The organism is Limnobaculum allomyrinae (assembly GCF_016649425.1).
GTDB lineage: Bacteria > Pseudomonadota > Gammaproteobacteria > Enterobacterales > Enterobacteriaceae > Limnobaculum > Limnobaculum allomyrinae.
Window position 1 is genome coordinate 174056 of record NZ_JADRCR010000002.1, and the last position, 22420, is coordinate 196475.

A 22420-nucleotide genomic window follows, 5' to 3' on the forward strand; every position below is an offset into this window, starting at 1 on the left:
ATGCCACTATTTGTTTATTGAATTTCCCTGTTTTTTTATTACCGCTAGTATGGTGGAAACAATAATGAATTAATCCCGATATTTATTTACCTCTTAGTTTCCTCATAATAATAAGGATAGGAGATCATCTATGATCGCTCTGTTTGGCCTACTCACTATTCTTGCCGTACTGGCAGTAATAATGACCAAGAAAATGTCCCCGATGGCGGCACTTATCGCTATTCCTATCGTCATGGCGCTGCTGGCGGGCTTTGATGTTTCTGCCGTCAATAAGTTTGCGGTAGGAGGCGTAAAAAATATTGCACCGGTTATCGGTATGTTTGTGTTTGCCATCCTGTTTTTCGGCATTCTCACCGATGCCGGCATGCTGGATCCAATTATTGATAAGGTATTGAAAGTCGTTGGTAATAAGCCGTCCCGTATTACCTTAGGTTCGGCGGTGCTGGCCTCTATTGTTCATCTGGATGGTTCCGGCGCGGTAACCTTTCTGGTGGTTATCCCGGCAATGTTGCCACTGTATAAGCGCCTGAAAATGGATCCCCGGGTTCTGGCCTGTTCGGTTGCGATGGCGGCAGGGGTTTGTAATATGCTGCCGTGGGGTGGCCCGACCCTGAGAGCTGCTTCATCACTGCAAATTCCGGTAATGGAACTGTTCCTGCCGGTATTACCGGTGATGTTGACTGGCCTGACCTTTGTGTATGTTTGCGCCTGGCTGCTGGGCAAACGTGAAGAACGTCGTCTGGGTTATAGCAAAGGTATGGCACCGGCGGGTGATTTTGAACATCAGGGCACTCAACTGACTGATGAAGAACGCGCTATCCGTCGTCCACATCTGTTTCTGGTGAACATAGGTCTGGTAGTTATTGTTCTTGGCACCATGATCAGCGGTAAAGTTGACCCGATTATCTGCTTTATGTTCGGTACCATCATTGCGTTGCTGATTAACTACCGTAAACAAGACCAACAAAAAGCACGTATTGATGCTCATGCCAAATCGGCACTGATGATGGCCGGTATCCTGTTTGCCGCCGGTATCTTCACCGGCGTGATGAAAGAGTCCGGCATGTTGAAAGAAATGGCCTCTTACGTAGCGACCCATATACCTGCTGAATCGGCTTCTCACTTCCCCTTCATTATCGGCCTGTTCGCCATGCCGTTAAGCATGATCTTTGACCCGGATTCCTTCTACTTCGGCATTTTGCCTGTTATGGCTACAGCGGGTCAGGAACTGGGCGTTCCGGTAATGGAAATGGGTCAGGCCGCGATTCTGGGGCAAATGACCACCGGTTTCCCGGTCAGTCCATTAACGCCGGCGACCTTCCTGCTGGTGGGGCTAGCGGGTATCGATCTGGGAGAACATCAGAAGTTCTCATTCTTCTTCCTGTGGGCAGCATCGATTGTGATGACGCTGGCCGCGGTGGTGATTGGCATATTCCCGATTTAATTAAATAGTCAGATTAGGTGTAGTGATATGAAAACAATAAGAATTGGTGGCGGAGCCGGCTATGCCGGTGACCGTATCGAACCCGCAGTCGAACTGGCTCAGAAAGGTGACATTCAGTATCTGGTATTTGAATGCTTAGCGGAACGCACCATTGCCATTGGTCAGAAACAAAAGGCGGCGGATCCCACCAAAGGTTTCAATGAATTACTGGCAGACCGAATGCATGCAGTACTGCCGATCTGTATTGAAAAAGGGATAAAAATCATTACCAATATGGGGTCGGCAAATCCTTTATATGCCGGAAAACTGGTGGCAGAAATCGCCCGTTCTCTGGGGGCGAAGAGGTTAAAAATTGCCATCGTCAGCGGTGATGATGTGCTGGGTATGGCAATGGATAGCGATGTGAAGCTGGATGAAATTGGCAAACCGATTTCCCAGTGCAACAAACAGATTATCTCTGCCAATGCTTACATGGGGGCTGAAGCCATGGTGCAGGCACTGAACAACGGTGCGGATATTGTGATTGCCGGCCGTGTTTCTGACCCATCACTGTTTCTTGCGCCAATGATGCACGAATTCGGCTGGCAGGCAGACCATTGGGAAATGCTGGGTAAAGGCACCATCATTGGCCATCTGCTGGAGTGTGGCGGTCAGATCACCGGTGGTTATTATGCCGATCCCGGGTTTAAAGATGTTCCGGGGCTGGCTCGTTTGGGTTTCCCGATTGCCGAAATAGACGAACAGGGCAATGCAACCATCACTAAAGTTGCCGGTTCCGGCGGTAACGTCACGGTAGATACCTGCAAAGAGCAGATGCTGTATGAAATTCATCAGCCGGATCGCTATCTGACACCGGACGTGGTGGCGGATTTCTCCCATGTGACATTCACACAGGCTGGCCCGGATCGGGTTGAGGTTCGCGGTGGTAATGGCTTTGAACGTACGAATACCCTGAAAGTATCTGTAGGCTATCAGGATGGCTTTATTGGCGAAGGGGAAATCTCTTACGCAGGGCCGGGGGCGGTTGCACGCGGCAAGCTGGCGCTGGAGATTGTAAAAGAGCGCTTTGCCCTGTGCGGCTTTGAGCCGGAAGACGTGCGCTACGACCTGATTGGGGTTAATTCACTGCATGGCGATACCTTATCCCAAAGCAGTCAGCCTTATGAAGTGCGTGCTCGCGTAGCCGCTCGTTGTGCTACTAAAGCACTGGCAGCTAAAGTGGGGAATGAAGTCGAAACGCTGTACACCAACGGCCCTGCCGGCGGCGGTGGCGCAACCAAATCGGTTAAAGAGATTCTGGCGATGGATTCAACCCTGATTTCACGCAATTTAGCCACGGCCACCGTTGATTATCTGGAGATCTAATCATGAAATTACGTGAAATTGCTCACTCCCGTACCGGCGATAAAGGGAACACCTCAAATATCTCGCTGATTGCCTACTCGCAGGATGATTATGAAACCCTGAAAAATGCCGTCACGGCGGAAAAAGTAAAAGCCTATTTTGCCGATATTGTTAAGGGCGAGGTGGTGCGTTATGAACTGCCTGCCATTGGGGCGTTGAACTTTGTGATGTATGGCGCACTGGGTGGGGGAGTGACCCGCTCACTGGCACTGGATATGCATGGCAAAGGATTAAGTTCCGCCATCATGGACATGGATATCTAATCAGCCTTCGTCAACGGCGGTAAAGCATTTACCGTTCGCCGCACCGCCGTGATACCCGTTAATCAAAATAGTGCACCTGAAATGCTCATATCAGTCTGAATGGGCAGCGGGATCGCTGTTGTCGTTATTCAGCAGGAGAATAACCATGAATAACAAATTAATGAATGCCGCAACGTTTCGCGAGAGCTTACGTGATGGTATGACCATCATGTTTGGCGGCTTTATGGGGATCGGTACTCCAGCGCTGTTGGTGGCTGAAATTCTCAAGTCAGGGGTACGTGACCTGACGATTATTGGTAATGACACCGGTTTTACCGAGACCGGTGTAGGCCCACTGATTGTTAGCGGTCAGGTTAAGAAAGTGATTGCTTCTCATATTGGTACTAATCCGGAAACCGGACGGCGGATGATCGCTGGGGATCTGGATGTGGAGCTGGTTCCTCAGGGGACATTGATTGAACGAATCCGCTGTGGTGGTTCCGGTCTGGGCGGATTTTTAACCCCTACTGGCGTTGGCACCGTAGTAGAAGAGAACAAACAAAAAATGGTGATTGATGGGGTGACCTATCTGTTGGAATTACCATTGCGTGCCGATTTAGCGATTTTGCAGGCGGCGAAATCCGACCGTATGGGTAACCTGCTGTACTCGCTCACTGCGCGTAACTTTAATCCCATCATGGCGCTGGCGGCCGATAAAGTGGTTGCTCAATGCGACCAGTTAGTAGAGATAGGCGACATTGAGCCCGATTATGTCATGACACCTGCGGCTTTAGTCGACCATCTTTATCAGGGGGACAACCAATGAATGCAAAAGAAATTATTGCCCGTCGCGTAGCGAAAGAGCTGAAAGATGGTGATGTAGTGAATCTGGGGATTGGCTTACCCACTCAGGTGGCGAACTATTTACCGGACGATGTACAGGTGACGTTGCAGTCAGAAAACGGTTTTCTCGGTCTTGGGCCAATAACGCAGGAAGATCCTAATCTGGTGAATGCCGGTGGACAGCCCTGCGGTATGTTGCCGGGGGCGGCCATGTTTGACAGCGCGTTTTCATTTGCTTTGATTCGCGGCGGTCATGTGGATCTCTGCGTGTTGGGTGGCTTACAGGTTGATGAGCAGGCTAATCTGGCAAACTGGGTCGTACCGGGAAAAATGGTACCGGGCATGGGCGGCGCGATGGATCTGGTGGTAGGGGCGAAAAAAGTGATTATCGCCATGGAGCATAACGCCAAAGACGGTGGTGCTAAACTGCTGCATCGCTGTCACTTTCCACTGACAGCGCAGGGCAAAGTTAGCATGGTGGTCACCGAGCTGGCGGTGTTTAGCTTTATCAATCAACAGATGGTGTTAATTGAAATCAGTGATGACACGACGGTGGATAAACTGCGTGAGCTGACAGAAGCCAACTTTACCGTTTCCCCTGAATTACGGCCAATGCAGGTTAACTGAGGAGCATTAAGATGAGAGAGTCTGTTGTTATTGTTCAGGCCAAAAGAACCGCCATTGGTAAATTTGGTGGCACGTTAGCCTCGGTTCCCGCAGTAGATTTAGGGGCAACCACCATTGCTGACTGTTTGAGCAAATTGCCTGACGACCTGAATGTCGATGAAGTGATTTTGGGGAATGTCTTGCAGTCGGGGTTGGGACAAAACCCGGCTCGTCAGGCCGCCGTTAAATCAGGGTTATCCATTGAAATACCGGCGTTTAGCGTAAATAAAGTCTGCGGTTCTGGTTTAAAAACCGTCGCGCTGGGTGCCCAGTCGATTCTGGCCGGCTGTAGCTCGGTGATGGTGACCGGTGGTATGGAAAATATGAGTGCTGCACCTTATCTGTTGGATAAAGCGCGACAGGGCTATCGTATGGGCAACGGCACCCTGGTTGACTCAATGATTAAAGATGGTCTGTGGTGTGCCTTTAATGACTACCATATGGGAATTACGGCAGAAAATATCGCTAAACGCTATGGTCTGACGCGTGAAGAGCAGGATGCTGTTGCAATGGCTTCTCAACAAAAAGCGGTAGCGGCGATTAACAGCGGTCGGTTTGCGGCAGAAATTACCCCGATTGAAATCAAAAGTCGTAAAGGAACCATTCTGTTCAATCAGGATGAGTATCCGCGCGGTGACACCACCATGGAATCACTGGCTGGCTTGCGTCCGGCGTTCCTGCCCGACGGCACGGTAACCGCCGGTAATGCTTCCGGGATCAATGATGCGGCAGCCGTATTGGTTCTGATGCGTGAAGATGAAGCCAAAGCACGGGGTATTCCGGCACTGGCACGCATTCGCGGCTGGGCTTCTGCCGGTGTGGAACCCGATGTGATGGGGCTGGGCCCGGTTCCGGCCACGCGCAAAGCACTGAAAATGGCAGGAGTAACGCTGGCAGATATTGATCTGATAGAGGCTAACGAAGCCTTTGCCGCCCAGTTCCTGGCGGTAGGACGCGACCTTGGTTTCGATCAGGAAAAAGTCAACGTCAATGGCGGTGCTATTGCCCTTGGTCATCCAATCGGTGCCAGCGGTGCACGTATTCTGGTGACGCTAACTCATGCGCTGCATAGCTATGACAAAGGATTAGGTCTGGCAACCTTGTGTATTGGTGGCGGGCAGGGTATTGCGATGGTGATCGAACGGGTTTAGGTGTGTTGCCTCAGGCCTGAATAGTGGTTTTGGCGTTGGTCATCCTGATGGTTGGGATGACCAAATGCTTTTTATACCGGGAAATTTTAGCCATAAACCATACAGAATGACATCAAAACACCTTCTCCAGTCATCTGTTATTTATGCCTCTATCCGTGATTTAAACGTCGATTTTCAGAAATAGAAAAATAGTGGGCAATTGTCTCTATCTTGTTGGTAATTGATTCAGCCATAATATCGTATCGTACAAACCCGGCTATCTGCCAGGTCATTTATTTCAGATAAACCATGCAATGAATACAAATCCATTTATCGCCCGCTGGGGACGATCCGGTAATCTTTTGTGTCACGGCGAATGGCACATCACCTATCTTGAACGTCCTTTTATTCTGCCGGAAAACCGCAAGGATAAAGACATGGGAACCTACGGCATCTATTACATTATCGATCCGGAAAATGAACTGTTTGCCGAAGGGCGGGATGAGGATGACTGGATTCTGGAAAACATCGACTGGCTGGCAGACTGTTTTGTGGATAACGGCCTGCCCATCGATGAAGAAGATGTTCGATTTTTCTATCGGGCGATTAACCCACAGGACTGGCGCTGTGGTAGCTGTGCCGGATGCATGTAAGACTACTGGCGTGTTGAAGCCTGTTTTCCGGATTACCTGCCATTTCGTTTATAGCCGGTATGACAAAAGATACGTCACCACAGCCCATCAGGTTTGAGTTTTTAGGTTAGGAATTTGCAAAACCTGAGCTGATTAGTCTGGTGTGTGGTTATGAGATTCATCATCCTGTTCGGCTGGCACCAATGGTAACGCCAGCGTTGGCAAAGTTTCTGCTTCAGTGAAAAAGAATGATTAAACCAACCTGTTGTTAAGCTTTCATTTAAAAACTAAAAAAGGCGCTTAAAGCGCCTTTTTTATCTGAATGTGTGCCTGTTTATAATTATTTATTTTGAATTTTAACATAAATTAATGCTCAATGATTCTCGAGATTTTGCAATTGTTAGTTAGGTTATTATTAAAATAATTGGTTTGTTTCTGATTAAAGTGTTTTTTATATTTTGTTTTTTGTCGATTTTTTGACCTTAATTTAATTCTCTATGTGTGTTTTTTTGTTTCGAAATTTATCATTCATTTTTTTGTCTATCTCGATCTATTATTTTGACTTTCTGTTATTAATCAAGATTAAAATCTTTAATTGTTATTTTAAGATTGATTTGTCGAGTAATACATTGTTAAATCCATTTTGTTCGATCTATTGTGTTGGTTTTTTATTCATATATAGTGCTATTGAATTTGTTGATTATCAAAGTCTTTTACGCTGAAATCGGCTTATAATCCTTATTGGTTAAGGAGTTGCTAACTTTTTAGCTATTAATTTAATGTGGTTATTTTCTCTTGGTTTTTATGGTGTTAAAAGTTTGCCGGATTATTTTAACGACGGGAGGAATTTGTTTTTTGTATTTATATGAGTTAACTAACTGCCCCTGACAGTAATGGCTGTAGCCTGTGTTTAATCAGGAAAAGGTAAAAACTATCTGGATAGCGAGCAGTTCCATCCGGCATGATGCGAACTGTCAGATAAAGTAATTCACGGGAGGTTTATATGGTATGGGATGCATACAAATTAGCGACGACACCGGAATGTAAATACTGCGGTCAAAAGGAACATATTCGTAAGCATGGTAAGGGGAGTACTGGCGCCCAACGTTATCAATGTGTTGCATGCGATAAAACATTTCAGCAAAAATACATCTATATTGCATATCAGCCGGAAGCGATGGAAGAAATTATTACTCGCTATCAAACCGGGGAATCCACTCAAGAAATCAGCGAACATATGAAAGCCAATATGAGCACAATAAAACGCTGTTTAGGGCAAGCGGATCTGCTTGAAAAAGTCTGATTGATAGAAAAAAGCATAACATTGTCTAATTATTGTTCTATTGGCTCTATTCTCTGTCAAAGTAAAACCGCAACAATGCCAGTTACCTTCAGTTACTGGCATTAGTCATATATTCTTTCATTATTCTTTTCTCCATTCTATTTTAATCATTCTGACGTGAAATATAGTATTTAATAATTTCAATTTGAAATTAATTTTGCTGTATTAATAAAGCGGGAAAGCGTTAGAAATAGAATATAAATAAGGGTGTGCAGCAATTATCAATTCACTGTTAGAATCATCATAATAGTTGGATTGTATTATGAATGGAATTTTGCGCTGAATAAGGATATGGCAATGAATACCTGGTTAATTGTCGACGATCACCCGGCAATCTGTTTTGCGGTTAAAGCAATTCTTGCTCCTTTAGGCGATAACACCATTATCAGTGCGACCGATGGCATAACCGCGTTGGCGCAGATAAAAGAGAAACAGCCGCAGTTGGTGATTCTGGATATCATGCTGAACAAGATGGATGGTCTGCAAATTTTGCAGCATCTGCGTCAGTTAGAAAATCCCTGCAAAGTTATCATCTATACCAGCTTACCGGCAGAAACCTATGCTGAACGCGCATGGCGTGCCGGAGCCAGCGGCTTTTTTGGTAAAGATCAAGACATCAGCCAACTGGCTTCTATGTGTCAGTTGGTACTACAGGGCTATCACTGTTTCCCTGCTTTTATGACAGAAGCGTTGCAGCGAGTTGTAGAGCCGGAAGAAAAAGATAAGCATGCACTGGCGCGTCTGTCCGACCGTGAATTAACCGTTTTACGCTATTTATCTGAAGGATTAAGCAACAAAGACATTGCTGACCGGTTGATACTCAGTAATAAAACCATCAGTACCTATAAGTCACGCCTGATGGAAAAGTTGCAGTTGAGCAGTGCAGAAGAACTGGTCACTTTTTTCGACAATCATTCTATCAGCGAGCCGCCTGATGAAGCTCAATAAGTTATTTTTTATTCTCTTATTCTGGTGTTTTACGGCGCTGGCAGACGAGCCACCACTATTTCGGGAAGTGAATCTGGTCAGTCGTGAACAGGTACAACTGCCCGAACCAGCGCTGAATGGCAGCGACTGGCAGTGGCTACGCCAAAAGCGTACCCTGGTATATGGCACTTCAGCACCTAACTATCCCCCTTATGACATTACTTCCGGCGTACAGGATTACGGCGGTATTAATGGTGACTACCTCGGCATTATTGCCTATAGCCTTAACGTTCAGATTCGCGTGCGTTACTACAATAGTGAAGCATTACTGATGCAGGCGTTGGCTAACGGTGAGGTTGATTTGATTGGTAATGCCGGTAGTGAAGAGGCGAAAAAATATAAGCTATTACTGACTCAGCCCTACCTGACGGCGGTGCCGGCATTGGTGGAACGTACCGACAGCCTGCTGCATGATAAACCACCACAGCGAATTGCTATTGAACGGCTCTACAGCAACCGTAAAGCGTTAACCGGTCGTTATTCCGGCGGATATCAGGTTTATGATTCGCCAAGGCGTGCGCTGGAAGCTCTGTCGTTTAACAATCTGGATGCCTTTATTGGTGACGCTACCTCAGCTCAATATTTAATTAATCAGTCCAATCTGAATAATTTACGGCTCCAGCTGTTACCTCAGGAGGATGTTGATGGCTTTTCCTTTGCGGTCGCTGGCAACAATACCAGACTGGTAAAAGCGCTAAATTCCGTCTTGACCATTATTCCCGATCGAACCAATGCTGCTATTCAAAGTCGCTGGAATGGCGGAAGCCCGGAAACGGCTAACGCTCGCCATTTATTGTTTACTTCGCTGGAGCGCAAATGGATAGAGGAGAACCCCAGGGTACGGGTAGTCGTAAATGATGATTTTCCACCGCTGAGTTTTTTTGATGCGCAGGGGAATTTTCGTGGGTTGACTGCCGATATCATGGAAGAGATCACCAACCGAACCGGACTGAAATTTGATGTGATTCGGGCCAATACCCTGCGCCATTCGCTGGAGGAGGTTAAATCGGGCAAAGCGGATGTGGTTGCTGGCGTTACTCTTGATACCGTATGGCCTAATGGGCTTTTAACCACGCGCTCATACCTGTTTAGCTCCTGGGTGCTGGTCGGGCATGAAAAAGCGCAGGATAAAGCAGAGTTACGGCAAATTGCTCTGGTTAAGGGGCATCCGCTGGAGGCGTTTTTGAAACAGCAGTACGCCACAAGCCGTATCTTACCGGTGGATTCACCACAGGATGGCATCGATGCTTTAATGGCTGGCCGTGCGGATGCCTTAGTGCTGCCAATGATTAGCGCCGATTTTCTGCTTTCTCACGACCAGATGGCGGACTTAAAAATTATCCGTGGTTTAGAAACCGAGCCGGCGCGCTTTGTGATGGGAATATCAGAAAATGAGTATCCGCTGGCGACCATTCTCGACAAAGCGCTGCTGAATATTCCGCCGGAAGAGATGCATGCCATGACCCGCAACTGGTATAGCAAAGCCTATTTAATGAAAGTAGCGGATAACAAAAAAGATCGGCTGGCAGAGTATTATCCACTGTTGTTCACGGTGCTGGTGCTGTTATTGCTGCTGTCGCTGTTAGTTTTACTGATTAGCCGTCGACGTTTACGTACCGCGTTACAGCGCCAGCAGCAGGCACTGTTGGATGCGCTGCCGCTACCGGTTTATCTTACGGATTTCAATGAGCGCATTGTCGCCGCCAACAGCCATTTTCACCGCGCGGTTGGCGATGTGCCGCCTCAGGCGGTTGGTCAGTCGCTGTCTCATTATCACTTAAGCCAGTCGAGTGCGGCGGATATGGTTTTATATCCCGATGACAGCGATCCGAATGCGCTGTTTATTACCCGCAGCTGGGAAGTATCGGGGCAGCAACGAACCCTTCAGCAGTGGAGTATGCTGCTGATGAATAATGCAGATTATGCCGGGAATAAAGTCGGCGGCTGGTTTGATATCACCGAACGGGAACGGCTGATTAGCGAGCTGCAACAGGCCAAAGAGCGGGCTGATGCCGCCAATCGGGCTAAAACCACGTTTCTTGCCACCATGAGCCATGAAATCCGCACGCCACTTAATGCCATTATCGGCATGCTGGAACTGGCACTACACCAACAGCGACAGGGGGAACCGCTGGATGACGGACTGCTGAATATTGCTCATGACTCTGCGCATTCTTTATTGGCGCTGATTGGCGATATTCTGGATATTTCGCGTATTGAGTCTGAACGTCTGGTGCTTCATCCGGAAAGAGCCGACCTGCGCCATTTGATTGAAGCCGTAGCCAGTTTATTCGATGGCGTAGCGCGCCAGAAAGGGCTGGATTTTTGTCTGGAAATCGATGCCGAAGTGCAGGGCGATGTGTTAGTCGATCCATTGCGTTTCAAGCAGGTGCTATCGAATCTGGTGAGTAATGCGATCAAATTTACCCAGCAGGGGCAAGTGACACTGAGTGTGATGGTGGAGCAAATCAGCGCCGATCGGTTGGATGTGTGCATTCAGGTAAGGGATACCGGCAAAGGCATTGATGAAGTGACCCGTCAGCGGCTATTCCAGCCATTCTCCCAGGCAGAAAACTCTGGCAGTGGCGCAGGGCTGGGGCTGTATATCAGCCGAACGTTGGTAAATATGATGGGTGGTAGTATCACCCTGAACAGCGAACCGGCGATTGGCAGCGAATTTACAGTACAGCTCTCATTACCACGACTGGTCACACTGGAACTTTCCGCTGCAACGATAGCGACCAATGAGACCAGCCGACGCCTGCGTACTTTGATCGCTGAAGATAATAGGGCAGGCAGAATGCTGCTGACACATCAGCTAACCCATTTAGGGCATCAGGTTACTGCCGTGACTGACGGGCAAGAAGCGCTGGCCGCCTGTGAAAACCAAAGCTTTGATTTAGTGATCACCGATTGCCAGATGCCAAATATGGATGGCTACCACTTTACCCGACGGCTGCGAGGGTTAGAGCGGGAACAGCAGCGCCAGGCAATTACCGTGTGGGGGTTAACCGCCAATGCTCAGGACAGTGCCTATGATGCCTGCCTGCAAGCGGGCATGAACGATTGCCTGTTTAAACCTATCAACCTGAAAGGGTTAATGGAAAAGTTGGCTACCCTGACAACAACATCGCCGAAGCCTGAGTCTGAACCAGAACCCACGGGATTTAATGTTGCCAGCTTACCGGCCGCCTTACAGCAGCCTGAAGTATTAGCCGAATTTATCACCACACTCCAACAATGCCTGACAGAGGACGCGGCAGCATTAGCCACAGAGGCAGAACAGGAAACGCTGAACGTGGAAAATATCGCCGCTCTGGCGCATAAGCTGGCAGGGTCGGCTCATCTGGTTCATGACACCGGATTGGCTCAGGCGTGCCAGCGATTAAGGCAACAGTGCGACCGGGAAGGGATTGCACTGGTTCAACAGCAGATTGCCAGTCTGCAAATGCAGCTAGGGACTACAAACGGTTAAGCCGTTCCTACAGGCTTATGAGGAAGGCGTAGGGTATCAAAGTAATTAGCGAAAATCTTAATATGCAATGGAAGGGAGGGGAGTGATAGCTCCCCACTGTAAAAGCAAATTGAGGATTTTTAACATGAGCAAAGCGAAATTACTGATTTTACCTTTAGTACTGGCAATGGGCGTTGGTTTCTCTTCTATGGCATCAGCTGCCGGTAATGACTGTGCTGCAAAACGTGCTGCCATTGAAAACCAAATCAGAGAAGCGCAGAAATACGGTAACGCGAACAAAGTAGCCGGCCTGAAAAAAGCGCTGAGCGAACTGAACGCTAACTGCACCAACGGCGGTCTGGTTAAAGACGCAGAGAAAAAAGTTGCCAAACTGGAAAAGAAACTGAACGAAAAGCAAGAAGATGTACGCGAAGTACAGGCTGACCTGCGTGAAGCTCAGGCTAAAGGTGATGCAAAGAAAGTGGCTAAATACCAAAGCAAACTTCAGGAAAAGCAGAGTGATGTTAAAGAAGTGACTGCCGACCTGAATCAGGCACGCGCCGAACTGGCTGCCCTGAAAGGCTAACAGAAACATCGATAAAAGGTGCTACGGCACCTTTTGGATTGATGGCAAAGTACGATAGCTCAGTTTTATGCCTGAAACCAACCAATCGTCGGGTACTTCCTGATTCGACGTAGTTCAGGCTTAAGCACCAATGATCTTCCGGCAGAGTATCACAGCGATATCCTTATCCTTAGTATCGCCTTTAAGACTGGAACATCTAAAAGAGTAAATGGTTTTGAATTTATCAAAGCCAATCGTCGGATGAGGCCGCCTACCGATGGCCAAGTCCGACGCCCCAAGAGCTGCGTACAATGGGTCTTCCGGCCGGACAGCAAGGTGATATGCGCAATATTGCTTTTACGGCCGGAATATCCATTTTTGCTGATTGGCTAAGCTTGCCAAAAACCTGAACGACCATCCTATCTCTCTCCTACGGAATGAATCATGGATCGAATCAATTCCATCTTACGTACTGTTTTGCTGGGGCTGGTTTGGGTCGCGCCTGTCTGCTACGCCGAAGCGGATAAAACCTACGTTATTGTTAATGATGCCTATCGGGGACGTGTGCTGCTGGATTTTCAACGCACCGATGAACCCTGCCTGACTGCTCCACTATTGCGTGAATGGGGGGTACATTACGAAACCGTAAAGAAGATGGCATTCTCTGCCAATTCTTGCGTCATGCCCAACGCGCTGGATCGGCTGAACATCCTGCATTTTTACGATCCTATTGCACAGCTCCTGACGCTGGTGATCCCTGACGAGCTATTTTCCAATATGGAAAATGGTGTAGCCACCAGCCGCTGGGATGAAGGCGTAACGGCGATGTTCGTCGATTACCACATCAATTACGCCAGCTATCTTGGTGAAAAATATCAGGATGCCGATCGTAACAACAGCCTGTATGCGGATATTACCACCGGCCTTAATCTCGGGGCCTGGCGCCTGCGCTATGAACCGGTGTATCAGAAAGACACCTGGGGCAACCCTCAATGGCATACCGAACGAGCGGTAGCGTTTCGCAGCCTTCAGGCATGGCGCTCGCTTCTGACCTTGGGTGACAGCACCTCTTCATCAACGCTGTTTGATAGTGTGAAGTATCGTGGCCTGAGCCTGAATTCTGACGACCGTATGCTACCGGATGGACTACGTACCTTCTCCCCGTGGATACGGGGTTATGCCCGTAGCAACGCGGAAGTTAAAGTGCGGCAAAATGGCGAAGTGATCTACCAGACCTTTGTTTCTCCCGGAACCTTTATTCTGAAAGATGTTTATCCTCCGGCACCCGATGGGGATATCGACATCACCATCAAGGAGAGTGACGGAACCGAAAGCGAGCGAAAGATCCCTTATTCAGCCATGCCAAATCTGGTTCATCCCGGTCAGTGGAAGTACGATTTGATTGTGGGCAAATATCAAAACTATTTTGGTGTAGAACAGCAGGAACCCGGATTCCAACAGGCTTCCGTCAGTTATGGTTTACCGGGCAATACCACATTATATGGTGGAACCCTTAACTCAGGAATTTATCGCAGTACGGTCATGGGAATGGGCAGAAGTCTGGATAAATGGGGGGCGTTATCGCTGGATTATAGCTATGCGGTGGCGGACGATCCGCGCATTAAGGGCAAAGATCGCGGCGGCATGGTGCGTATGCGTTACGCCAAAGCATTTCCAGCTCAGGAATCGGCTCTCAGCCTGTTAGCCCAGTACTATCCGAATCAGCACTATCGTACTTTGGGCGAAACGGTAGCACAACAGAAGACCTACTGGTGGGATTGGGAAGACGGAGCATACGTTGGTGATTTCGATGACGAAAGAAAATACCGGCTGGAAGCTCGCTATAACCAGTATATTTCTGACTCCAGTAACCTGTATCTGACATTGTCATGTGAGGCTATGCGCGGCAAAGACAAAGGAGAAACCAGCGTAGAGTTGGGCTACAGCAATACCTGGGGGGATGTGGACATCAATCTGTATGCGGAATATACCAACTACAGTTACAGCAAAGCGCAGGCTCAGGTCGGGATCTCATTCTCGGTCTCGCTGGGAGAGATAGGCATGCCGCGCATGAAGCTTAACTATGACCATACCCAGACAAAAAATGGTGCAAACAGCCGACGGGTAGGGGTGAGCGGTACCATGCTGGACGACTACAGCCTGAGCTATAACGCCAGCACCAGTCAGAGTCAGGAGTATGGCAGCAGTCAGGATCTCAGTGCGGATTACCAATATAACGCCGGAGGATTGCGGTTGGGCTACTCGCAGGGTGAAGGCTATCGCCAGAAAACCCTTGAGCTGACCGGCAGTGCCATGGTTCATCAGGGGGGCGTCACGCTGGGGCAAAGTTTGGGTGAAACCATGGCGATTGTGAATGTACCAGACCGGCCGGGCGTTGGGGTTGATAACCAGTATGGCACCACCACCGACTGGCGCGGTTATGCAGTGGTCACGACCTTAACCCCTTATCGGGTTAACCGACTTTCACTCAATACTTATGATTTGCCGGATGATGATGATTCTCCGCTGATGGAGATTGAAGTGGTTCCTACCGCTGGCGCTATTATGTTTAGCCGCTTTACGCCAGAGCAAAAAGTGAATTGATGTTTTCTGATGGAGATAAACGAAGCATTTCGTTTATCTCCATAGGTGACAGTACTATCAGCCTTCAGCGCGATATATCACATCAAATAAAGCTTCCATCTTTTCGTGCAGAATAAACTGCAACGACTCCTTTATTGACGCTTCATCAATGGTTAATACCGCACTGGCAAGGGCAAGGCACTGTTCCGCCAGTTCCAGCAGATTGTTTGGGGTAGAATCGATCGGATTAATCATGAAGGAATCCCCCCATTTTTCAGGTAACAAACTGAAACAGAGGATCGTTTTTCCGATCCGCATCTGAAATTTGATCCCGGGTGATATATAAAATTGGGGTGAGTTTGGGTATGCTTCAAAACAGCCATGATGTTACCTCGTATAACGTTGTGGTCAGAGACCCCGTTAGTGTTCGCGCACTGCGGGGTTTCGCTTTTTTAACTACCGGTAAATCTGCGGTAGCAAGGCTACGGTATAGTTATACCGCCAACAGGGTCAATGGGAGAATCAGGCTATTGTTCAGGCTATAGATACATACCGCAAAAATGATGAAAACAAGGGGGGGATTTGCAGAAATGCGGTCGGTAGTGTGGCAATGCGTTAAAGCAGACTTATACCATCCTGTCACTGTAATAATATTGTTAATCTTAAAGCTTGATTTCTGACAACGTATTCATTTTGTATTTTCATTCAATTTCAATACTTGAGTTTTCAATAAAACTTTCAAATTTGTTGTTATTTTACGTCAGATGAGTTGATATTTTCACTACGCCAGCTTTTATTATTCAATAAATAGGTGTTTGGTTTTTATAATAGTCTTGTCGATCTTAAAAACTATTTTTTATGTTATGTATCAATATAAATTTTGAAAACATATTAAGATGTAAAATTAAATAAAGAAAAACATCTAAATCTCAAAATTTCCCATTAGTCAGTACGGCTAAAAAATCACATCATTTAGAACTAAAATCTAACTAATTTAATCTATGTAGATTTTTAGATCGTTTACAGCATAAATTCGATATGTTAACTTAAAAATAAGAACGGGTTATGAACCGGGGTTTAATTGATTTCATCTGAAATAAAATCATATGTAAATTACATTTAACACTCTTTAGGTATTTTTATTTATATATAAACGTTATGGCTAGCTATATTTCGTTCAGGCTCGTTTTTTCTAAAAATGAAACAGGGAGATTCTCTTCCTCCCTTATTTCATCGGCTAAAACAGAAGAGAAGAAAAAACACTTTTATCAAAAAATGGAGTTTTTATGAAACTGAAGAACGTATTTTTATCCGCTGCGATTGTTGCTGCATTAGGAACTACAGCTGTACAGGCCGCTTCTAACGGTACCGTGAACTTTACCGGTGAAGTTATCGACCAAACCTGTGATATCACCATTGATGGTAACACCAGCCCGGCGACCGTAGCGCTGGATGCAGTTGATAAAGCGCAACTGGCCAGCCCGGGTGCAACGGCTAAACGTACCGGTTTTAACATCGGCCTGTCTAACTGTTCCGGTACTGCAACGGTCACCAAAGCGTCCGCGTTCTTTGAAAACGGCGCAACGGTTGACCCAATCAACTACCGTCTGCTGAACACCCTGACCGGTGCTACTGCGGCAACTAACGTTCAGCTGCAACTGCTGGATGCCACTACCGGTACGCCAATTCAGGTGGGTAACCCGAGCCAGGCCACTAACTCAACCACTTATGACCTGACTTCTGGTTCAGCCACCCTGCCATATGCCGTTGAGTACTATGCAACAGGTACTGCAACGCCGGGTCTGGTTGCCAGTGCGGTTAACTTCACCATCAACTATTTCTAATCGTTATACGGTGAATTTCCTTCAGGGTGGGGCATATGCCTCGCCCTGCATCAGGGAGGATGAACAAATGAATAACAGAATAGTATCCCGTCAATTAATCGCACTGGCTTTCACTTTGTCGTTAGCGGCTCCGGCTATGGCGGGAGTGGTTATTACCGGAACGCGGGTGGTTTACCCGGCGGGTGAACGTGAAGTGATGGTGAAAATCGATAACAAAGGTGACAAGCCGGTACTGATACAAAGCTGGGTGGATGACGGCGATCCGGAAGCCACGCCGGAAACGGCCAAAGCGCCATTTACCATTACGCCACCGGTTAACCGGGTGAATGCCGGTAAAGGCCAGACCCTCCGCCTGATGTTTACCGGTGAAGATCTGCCGAAAGATAAAGAATCGGTGTTCTGGCTCAGCGTGCTGGAAGTGCCACCGCGGGCGAAAGAGCAGAAAAATCAGTTACAGATGGCGTTCCGCTCACGCATCAAAGTTTTCTATCGCCCGCAGGCACTGCCGGGTGATGCCAATATCGCCGGTGAGTCAGTAACCTGGCGCAAAGTGAAGGGCGGTGTGGAAGCCAAAAACCCAACCCCGTACTACGTCTCTCTGGCCAATATCGCTTCCGATAAAGAGGGCAAAAATCTGGTGGGTGAAGGGGGAATGATAGCGCCCAACAGCACCCAATTTTTCCCGATGAAAAACAGTCTGAGCACCATTTATCCGTCTTACATTAATGACTATGGCGGCATTCGACCAACGTTACAGCAGGTAGCTCCCTGACAGTAACCGCAGAACAATAACGGGGAAGTTATGACTTCCTGAAGATGAAATGATGTCCTGAGTGAAAGGAATTCACATGTCAGCTTTTAACCGTTCGCTTTCTCCATTGACCGCTGCCGTCTTGCTTGCCCTGTCCGGCTGGGCCGTAGCGGATGACGCCAATGACGAGTTTGAGTTTAACCCCTATTTTATGAGCCCGGATAGCCAGCAGCGTATTGATCTGACCCGCTACAATCAGGACTTAACGCCGGTTGGCACTTATCGGGCTGAACTGATCGTCAATGGTCGACGAATTGGTCGTGATGAAGTGTCGATTAAAGATCGTCTGGTTGATGGTAAAGCCGTATCCAAAGTGGATGTGTGCATTAAACGTAATACCCTGAGCGCGCTGGATATCAACGTCGAAAAGCTCAGTGCCGAAGCGCAAAAACAAATTAATGAGGCTAAGCAGGATAGCTGTCTGGCCCTGAATCAACTGCTACCGGAAAACAGCGTGGCATTTGATGCCAACGATCTGACCCTCAATTTGGATCTGCCGGAAATCTATTTGATCCAGCGTCCGCGGGGCTATGTTAATCCCGAACAGTGGGATCAGGGGATCACCGCCGCCACGCTGGGCTATAACCTCAATGCCAGCCGCACCCATTACGGTAATAAAGATTATGACAACCTGTATGGCAACCTGAACGCCGGTTTTAACCTGAAAGGCTGGTACTTTCGCCATAACGGTATTTACACCAAACCCAATGACAGCAGCGGTGATTACAACAATATCAATACCTTTGTGCAGCGGGATATTGCTGCAATACAGGGGCGTCTGTTAGTCGGCGATGCTAATACCAAAGGGGAGCTGTTCGATACTCTGTCATTTCGTGGTGCACAAATTGCCAACGAAGAGCAGATGCTGCCAAACGCCCTGCGCGGCTATGCCCCGGTGGTGCGCGGCAGTGCCCGTACTGCGGCGAAAGTAGTGATCCGCCAGTCCGGCGATATTATCTATGAGAAAAACGTGGCGCCGGGGCCGTTTGAAATTACCGACCTGTATCCTACCGGTTACGGCGGTAATCTGGATGTCACTATTGAAGAGGCCGACGGCAGTTCACAGAACTTCCAGATGCCTTACGCCTCCACCAGTAATCTGCTGCGTCCGGGCACCCATCACTACAGCCTGACCTACGGTAAATTGCGCTCCAGCTGGCTGAAAAACGAACCGGTGTTGCTGGAAGGCACCTATCGTCGCGGTATCAATAATAGCCTGACCCTGTACGGCGGTGTGCAGGGTAATGAAGACTATCAGGCGATGCAGGGCGGGACTTCTATTGGTACGCCCATTGGTGCTTTCTCCTTTGATGTTACCCATGCAAAAACCAAACTGGGCGAAGCCTGGGGTGTGGATCAGGGCTCGATGTCCGGTCAGAGCTATCAACTGAAATACAGCCAGAATATTGAATCTACCGGCAGTAACCTGTCGGTGGCGGCCTATCGCTTCTCCACCGATGGCTATATGGATTTCACCACCGGCATGTCCACCCGGGAGGTGATTGGTGAAGGTTATAACAAGGACTGGATCCGTCGGGCGAAGAATCGCCTGTCGGTGAGTGCCGCACAAACGCTGCCGGAGGATTACGGTCAGTTCTATATCAGCGCCTGGCAGCAGGCGTACTGGAATGACGATCGTACCGATCGCCAGTATCAGTTTGGCTATAACAATCGTTTCAAAAGTATCAGCTATGGTCTGAATATGACCCGTAGTCAGGATGGCTACGGTAAAGCGCAAAACACCTACATGCTGAACATCATGGTGCCGCTGGATAACCTGTTTGGTTTTAACCAGATGGGGATCACCGTTAACCGTGGGCCGGACAGCACCATGAATGAACAGGTGTTTGTTAACGGCACCGCCGGTGAAGATCGCCAGTATAACTACAACATTAATGCCGGTATGACCCGCGATGGTCGTGAAGACAGCCGCAGCACTAGTCTGGTGGTGAATGGCTCTGCGCGCACCCCTTATACCACGGTTAATGCGCTGGCGGGGGCCGGTAAAGGGTATGAAACTTATTCTGCCGGTTTAAGCGGTGCCATGGTGGCCCACAGCGGTGGCCTGACCCTGACGCCATACAGCGGCGATACCTATGCGCTGGTCGAAGCCAAAGGAGCCAAAGGGGCGAAAATGGTCAGCTATCCGGGGATTAAGGTGGACAGTTTTGGTTATGCGGTCGTGCCTTATCTGACCGCTTACCAGATGAATGATGTGGAGATCAGTCCAAAAGGTCTTTCCAACAACGTTGAGCTCAACCTGACCCGTCAGAAAGTGGCACCGTACAGCGGTGCGGTGGTGAAAGTGAGTTATGACACCACGGTGGGTTATCCGGCACTGATCAATGCGCCCATGGCCAATGGTAAAGCCCTGCCTTTTGGTGCCGATGTGTATGACGAACAGGATCGGCATATTGGTGTGGTAGGGCAGGGTGGTCGTCTGTTTGCCCGGGTGCCGGCAATGGAAGGGAAATTAAAAGTGATATGGGGCGATGCGGTGGATCAGCAGTGCTCCCTGAGTTATCTGATGCCGAAGGAGGCGAATCCGGAGCAGGATAACGTAATTAAATTTAACTCAGTCTGTCAGTAAGGAGGACGTGATGATACGCCTAAATCCAGAGTGCCCTCATTGCCATCGTAAAGAGGGGATCAGAAAGCACGGAACCAGCAGAACCCGATTACAGCGCTATATGTGTATTGACTGCGGTAAGACGTTCCAGACCCGCTATTACTACCGGGCAAACTACCACAATATCAATAGCCAAATCAGCGATCTGGTCAGTAAGGGCTGGACACCGCAGAAGATAGGCACACATCTGAAGATCAGCGTTAATACGGTGAACCGCCGATTGAAAGACCTGTTAATTCACAATGACTCGCTAGCGGACTGAGGAACGAGTAATGAGGGAACCAATAGTGAAAGTGCTATGTGGCAAAAGAAAGATGGGGCTGGCAGGAAAATTGATACTGGGGTTACTGGCGCTGGTGGCGGTAGAGGCGAAGGCAGCAACCTGTGCTCCTTACGATCCGGCTTACTACCGGGATCTTTCTGTTCCAGTGGTGGGGCCGGGTATTGCCAGCGTTGGGGAAGAGGTGGCCGTTGGATCGATCATCTATTATGGCTCATACCAGATCGAATATATGCATATGGGATGGCGGTGTAATTGGGCTTTTGGGGAGGCACCTGTCACCATAGAAGCCTTTACAAAAGTTAATGTGATTTCCCAGCCATCTGGTGCTCCGGTGCTGATGGGGAATAAAACCGTCTTTCCAACCAATATTCCGGGAATTGGCATGGCTGTTCAGATGAGCACGGGTATTATGACCAGCTGGCAATATCCGGTGGATTGGATTCATACTCCCTATGTGAGTATGAATCCGACAGGGGGAGGGATGTCGCATTCGCCTCTGGGTCATTTCAACGTTCAATTAATCAAAACCGGACCCATTTCAACTTCCGGAACTCAACAGGTGCTGGCGTCATCATTTCCCGTTTTTGAGGCATCACAGGGAACGACGGCTCCCTCCTATTTTAGCCAGAAATTCTGGACCGTGCGTTTTAACGGTGCGATTAATATTGTGACTAAAACCTGTCAGGTTGAAGATGTGGATGTGGATTTAGGTTCGCATCAGTTATCTGATTTTCCTAACAGATACAGCACTTCTGAGTGGAAAGATTTTAATATTACCCTGAAAAACTGCCCGCCTTTTCATGGCTACATGACAGGTACCGGCAGCTATATTTATGACGAAAAAACCGGTCAAACAACCTCATCAGGCTCTCCGATAACGGCCAATAAATTGAATTTTTCATTTACCAGCGTTCACGGTAATTACAATACTTATGCTGCCAATACTGAAACCGGACCGGGTACGGCAGAAGGATTTGCCATTCAGATGGCAACCCAGGCCAGCAGCAATGCAAATATTAACCTGACTTCAAACGTTCCCCATACTTCATTGGGTATTACGCTGACGACTAATGATGGGGCTAATTATGTGATTCCGCTGAAGGCTCGATATTATCGGTATGGCGCTACGGCGAAGGCCGGGAAGGCGAATGGGGCGGTGACCTATACGGTGAATTATTATTAGGTTATTTCCAGGGTAATTTGGTTTTGAGTTGGTTTCGTCCGTAAATAATGTAGTTTCTTACTCGGTGGCTGTGCGACTTCCTTCGATGGTTCAGTTATGAGTAGATTCCGTCCGCAAAGAGTACAGTGTTTTACTCGGCTGTCGTGCAGCGGCCGGGCAAGAGGCGTTGGGGCGAACGCCCCCTGCACCCCCGCGCTTTCGCACACGAATTCAGGTCGCTGCGCGACTTCCTTCGATGGTTCAGTTATGAGTAAATTTCGTCCGCAAATAGTACAGTGTTTTACTCGGCTGTCGTGCAGCGGCCGGGCAAGGGGCGTTGGGGCGAACGCCCCCTGCACCCCCGCGCCTTCGCACACGAATTCAGGTCGCTGCGCGACT

General features: G+C 48.4%; 18 protein-coding genes. 17 read left to right on the forward strand and 1 reads right to left on the reverse strand.

The window, feature by feature from the left end:
* Positions 1–130: 130 nt before the first annotated feature.
* The 12 genes from I2494_RS05090 to I2494_RS05145 all read left to right on the forward strand — a co-directional run bounded on the left by I2494_RS05090 (position 131) and on the right by I2494_RS05145 (position 15313).
* Positions 131–1444 (forward strand): CitMHS family transporter, encoded by a 1314-nt coding sequence (locus I2494_RS05090; RefSeq protein ID WP_218468216.1) that lies wholly within the window; start codon positions 131–133, stop codon positions 1442–1444.
* Positions 1445–1471: 27 nt separating this feature from the next.
* Positions 1472–2809, forward strand: coding sequence for an acyclic terpene utilization AtuA family protein (locus I2494_RS05095; RefSeq protein WP_218468217.1), 1338 nt, complete (start codon positions 1472–1474; stop codon positions 2807–2809).
* Positions 2810–2811: 2 nt separating this feature from the next.
* Positions 2812–3111 carry an AtuA-related protein gene (locus I2494_RS05100; protein WP_130592536.1) on the forward strand — a complete coding sequence of 100 codons (300 nt, stop codon included), beginning with the start codon at positions 2812–2814 and terminating at the stop codon, positions 3109–3111.
* Positions 3112–3256: 145 nt separating this feature from the next.
* Complete coding sequence (gene atoD / locus I2494_RS05105) at positions 3257–3916, forward strand: acetate CoA-transferase subunit alpha (RefSeq protein ID WP_218468218.1); 660 nt, start codon at positions 3257–3259, stop codon at positions 3914–3916.
* Positions 3913–4560 (forward strand): 3-oxoacid CoA-transferase subunit B, encoded by a 648-nt coding sequence (locus tag I2494_RS05110; protein WP_218468219.1) that lies wholly within the window; start codon positions 3913–3915, stop codon positions 4558–4560. The genes atoD and I2494_RS05110 overlap by 4 nt, the downstream gene beginning before the upstream one ends.
* An 11-nt stretch (positions 4561–4571) precedes the next feature.
* Positions 4572–5750: an acetyl-CoA C-acetyltransferase gene (locus I2494_RS05115; protein ID WP_218468220.1), complete on the forward strand. Its 1179-nt coding sequence runs from the start codon at positions 4572–4574 to the stop codon at positions 5748–5750.
* Between the two features lie 293 nt (positions 5751–6043).
* Positions 6044–6382, forward strand: a complete 339-nt coding sequence (locus I2494_RS05120) for a hypothetical protein (RefSeq protein ID WP_218468221.1) — start codon at positions 6044–6046, stop codon at positions 6380–6382.
* Between the two features lie 982 nt (positions 6383–7364).
* The gene (locus I2494_RS05125) at positions 7365–7664 is read left to right on the forward strand and encodes an IS1/IS1595 family N-terminal zinc-binding domain-containing protein (protein WP_218468222.1); all 300 of its coding nucleotides are present in this window, start codon (positions 7365–7367) and stop codon (positions 7662–7664) included.
* A gap of 336 nt (positions 7665–8000) precedes the next feature.
* The gene (locus I2494_RS05130; RefSeq protein WP_218468223.1) at positions 8001–8651 is read left to right on the forward strand and encodes a response regulator transcription factor; all 651 of its coding nucleotides are present in this window, start codon (positions 8001–8003) and stop codon (positions 8649–8651) included.
* The gene (locus I2494_RS05135) at positions 8638–12165 is read left to right on the forward strand and encodes an ATP-binding protein (RefSeq protein ID WP_218468224.1); all 3528 of its coding nucleotides are present in this window, start codon (positions 8638–8640) and stop codon (positions 12163–12165) included. The genes I2494_RS05130 and I2494_RS05135 overlap by 14 nt, the downstream gene beginning before the upstream one ends.
* A 124-nt stretch (positions 12166–12289) precedes the next feature.
* Positions 12290–12730 (forward strand): DUF1090 domain-containing protein, encoded by a 441-nt coding sequence (locus I2494_RS05140; protein ID WP_130592519.1) that lies wholly within the window; start codon positions 12290–12292, stop codon positions 12728–12730.
* A gap of 423 nt (positions 12731–13153) precedes the next feature.
* Positions 13154–15313, forward strand: a complete 2160-nt coding sequence (locus tag I2494_RS05145; protein ID WP_218468225.1) for a fimbria/pilus outer membrane usher protein — start codon at positions 13154–13156, stop codon at positions 15311–15313.
* Positions 15314–15370: 57 nt separating this feature from the next.
* Here I2494_RS05145 and I2494_RS05150 read toward each other — a convergent pair whose 3' ends face one another.
* Positions 15371–15547 (reverse strand): hypothetical protein, encoded by a 177-nt coding sequence (locus I2494_RS05150; RefSeq protein ID WP_218468226.1) that lies wholly within the window; start codon positions 15545–15547, stop codon positions 15371–15373.
* Between the two features lie 1031 nt (positions 15548–16578).
* Between I2494_RS05150 and I2494_RS05155 the strand changes: the two genes are divergently transcribed.
* From I2494_RS05155 to I2494_RS05175, 5 genes are all read left to right on the forward strand, one after another.
* A complete protein-coding gene (locus I2494_RS05155; protein WP_130592516.1) occupies positions 16579–17136 on the forward strand; it encodes a fimbrial protein in 558 nt (185 codons plus the stop codon).
* Between the two features lie 67 nt (positions 17137–17203).
* Positions 17204–17908: a fimbrial biogenesis chaperone gene (locus tag I2494_RS05160; RefSeq protein WP_218468227.1), complete on the forward strand. Its 705-nt coding sequence runs from the start codon at positions 17204–17206 to the stop codon at positions 17906–17908.
* A gap of 76 nt (positions 17909–17984) precedes the next feature.
* Entirely contained in the window at positions 17985–20537 is a 2553-nt protein-coding gene (locus I2494_RS05165) for a fimbria/pilus outer membrane usher protein (RefSeq protein ID WP_218468228.1), read from the forward strand.
* 10 nt (positions 20538–20547) lie between these two features.
* Positions 20548–20838 carry an IS1 family transposase gene (locus I2494_RS05170; protein ID WP_130592513.1) on the forward strand — a complete coding sequence of 97 codons (291 nt, stop codon included), beginning with the start codon at positions 20548–20550 and terminating at the stop codon, positions 20836–20838.
* A gap of 10 nt (positions 20839–20848) precedes the next feature.
* On the forward strand, positions 20849–22042 hold the full coding sequence (locus I2494_RS05175; protein WP_218468229.1) for a fimbrial protein: 1194 nt from the start codon (positions 20849–20851) through the stop codon (positions 22040–22042).
* The last annotated feature ends 378 nt before the right edge of the window (positions 22043–22420 follow it).

Bases quoted from the DNA above. Each gene is read 5' to 3' on its own strand.
- I2494_RS05090 (WP_218468216.1), top strand. From the start codon at position 131: ATGATCGCTCTGTTTGGCCTACTCACTATTCTTGCCGTACTGGCAGTA.
- I2494_RS05095 (WP_218468217.1), top strand. From the start codon at position 1,472: ATGAAAACAATAAGAATTGGTGGCGGAGCCGGCTATGCCGGTGACCGT.
- I2494_RS05100 (WP_130592536.1), top strand. From the start codon at position 2,812: ATGAAATTACGTGAAATTGCTCACTCCCGTACCGGCGATAAAGGGAAC.
- atoD (WP_218468218.1), top strand. From the start codon at position 3,257: ATGAATAACAAATTAATGAATGCCGCAACGTTTCGCGAGAGCTTACGT.
- I2494_RS05110 (WP_218468219.1), top strand. From the start codon at position 3,913: ATGAATGCAAAAGAAATTATTGCCCGTCGCGTAGCGAAAGAGCTGAAA.
- I2494_RS05115 (WP_218468220.1), top strand. From the start codon at position 4,572: ATGAGAGAGTCTGTTGTTATTGTTCAGGCCAAAAGAACCGCCATTGGT.
- I2494_RS05120 (WP_218468221.1), top strand. From the start codon at position 6,044: ATGAATACAAATCCATTTATCGCCCGCTGGGGACGATCCGGTAATCTT.
- I2494_RS05125 (WP_218468222.1), top strand. From the start codon at position 7,365: ATGGTATGGGATGCATACAAATTAGCGACGACACCGGAATGTAAATAC.
- I2494_RS05130 (WP_218468223.1), top strand. From the start codon at position 8,001: ATGAATACCTGGTTAATTGTCGACGATCACCCGGCAATCTGTTTTGCG.
- I2494_RS05135 (WP_218468224.1), top strand. From the start codon at position 8,638: ATGAAGCTCAATAAGTTATTTTTTATTCTCTTATTCTGGTGTTTTACG.
- I2494_RS05140 (WP_130592519.1), top strand. From the start codon at position 12,290: ATGAGCAAAGCGAAATTACTGATTTTACCTTTAGTACTGGCAATGGGC.
- I2494_RS05145 (WP_218468225.1), top strand. From the start codon at position 13,154: ATGGATCGAATCAATTCCATCTTACGTACTGTTTTGCTGGGGCTGGTT.
- I2494_RS05150 (WP_218468226.1), bottom strand. From the start codon at position 15,547: ATGATTAATCCGATCGATTCTACCCCAAACAATCTGCTGGAACTGGCG.
- I2494_RS05155 (WP_130592516.1), top strand. From the start codon at position 16,579: ATGAAACTGAAGAACGTATTTTTATCCGCTGCGATTGTTGCTGCATTA.
- I2494_RS05160 (WP_218468227.1), top strand. From the start codon at position 17,204: ATGAATAACAGAATAGTATCCCGTCAATTAATCGCACTGGCTTTCACT.
- I2494_RS05165 (WP_218468228.1), top strand. From the start codon at position 17,985: ATGTCAGCTTTTAACCGTTCGCTTTCTCCATTGACCGCTGCCGTCTTG.
- I2494_RS05170 (WP_130592513.1), top strand. From the start codon at position 20,548: ATGATACGCCTAAATCCAGAGTGCCCTCATTGCCATCGTAAAGAGGGG.
- I2494_RS05175 (WP_218468229.1), top strand. From the start codon at position 20,849: ATGAGGGAACCAATAGTGAAAGTGCTATGTGGCAAAAGAAAGATGGGG.